At 50.0% G+C, this 1,201-nt stretch carries 1 protein-coding gene; it reads right to left on the bottom strand.

All coding sequences use genetic code 11. The features are described from left to right. Window positions 1–56: 56 nt before the first annotated feature. A complete protein-coding gene (locus tag KJI95_RS19360) occupies window positions 57–1,097 on the bottom strand; it encodes an IS481 family transposase (protein ID WP_214508839.1) in 1,041 nt (346 codons plus the stop codon). Window positions 1,098–1,201: the final 104 nt, after the last annotated feature.

Below are 1,201 nucleotides of genomic sequence, written 5' to 3'. Positions count from 1 at the left end.
TGTAATAGCTCAGACCTGATCTGACAGTTACCCGATTTTGGGGTGCCGTTGTCAGATTAGATTTGGGCTAAATTCTTTTCAGCCCAAACCCGTTTTCCATCAATTAATGTAGCCATCGGTGTGCGACCGCAGCACATTTTGCCCTGATGGGTGCGCTCATTGTTGTACAGCGCCAGCCATTCGTCCAAGTCTTTTTGCAGCTCCTCCAGTGTGCTATACAGCTTTCTGCGGAACGTGACCTGATAAAACTCAGTCAGAATGGTCTTATGGAAACGCTCGCAGATACCGTTTGTCTGTGGATGCCTGGCTTTAGTTTTCGTGTGTTCGATGTCATTGATAGCCAGATACAGCTGATAATCGTGCTGCTCAACCTTACCGCAGTACTCGGTGCCCCGGTCAGTGAGAATACGCAACATCGGCAGCGCCTGAGCTTCGAAAAACGGCAATACTCTGTCGTTCAACAGGTCGGCAGAGGTGATTGGGGTTTTGGTGGTGTAGAGCTTGGCAAAGGCGACCTTACTGTAGGTATCGACGAAGGTCTGCTGGTATATCCGCCCCACACCTTTGAGGTTGCCGACGTAAAAGGTGTCCTGTGAGCCCAGATAGCCAGGATGATGGGTTTCAATTTCACCGCAGGCCTCATCGTCCTGGGCTTTCTTTTCCAGGGCTGCCACCTGCGCTTCTGTCAGAATGATGCCATCGCGCTCCATCTTTGCTTCCAATGCGGCCAGGCGCTTCTTGAGGTTTTCCAGCCCGTGCCTGAGCCAAATTGAACGTACGCCGCTGCCGGAAACAAAGACGCCTTGCTTGCGCAGTTCGTTGCTGGTTCGGGTTTGACCATAGGCGGGAAACTCAATGGCGTAATCAATGACAGCTTGCTCTATATGGTCATCAACACGATTTTTCAGATTGGGCGTGCGTCTGGAGCGGTTGATAAGCGCATCAATGCCGCCATCCTCAACCAGTTCACGATAGCGATAGAAGGTGTCACGGGACACGCCCATAACCTTGCAGGCTTTGGAAACATTGCCGAGCTCCTCAGCGAGATTCAGCAAACCTGCTTTGTGTTTAATAATGGGGTTGTTAGTATGCAACATGAGAGTTACCTCTTTTGTTTTGATTGAAGATTCGACACCTTTATCAAAACGGGTAACTCTCACCTTTTCAAGATGATGTGTCAGATCAAGTCGCGACTAATACA

It is taken from the genome of Shewanella jiangmenensis, assembly GCF_018596335.1.
GTDB lineage: Bacteria > Pseudomonadota > Gammaproteobacteria > Enterobacterales > Shewanellaceae > Shewanella > Shewanella jiangmenensis.
Note: the sequence above shows the minus strand (reverse complement) of the source record. Positions and strands in the feature narration are given on the sequence as shown.

Coding starts and splice junctions, on each gene's coding strand:
- KJI95_RS19360 (WP_214508839.1), bottom strand. CDS start 1,097: ATGTTGCATACTAACAACCCCATTATTAAACACAAAGCAGGTTTGCTG.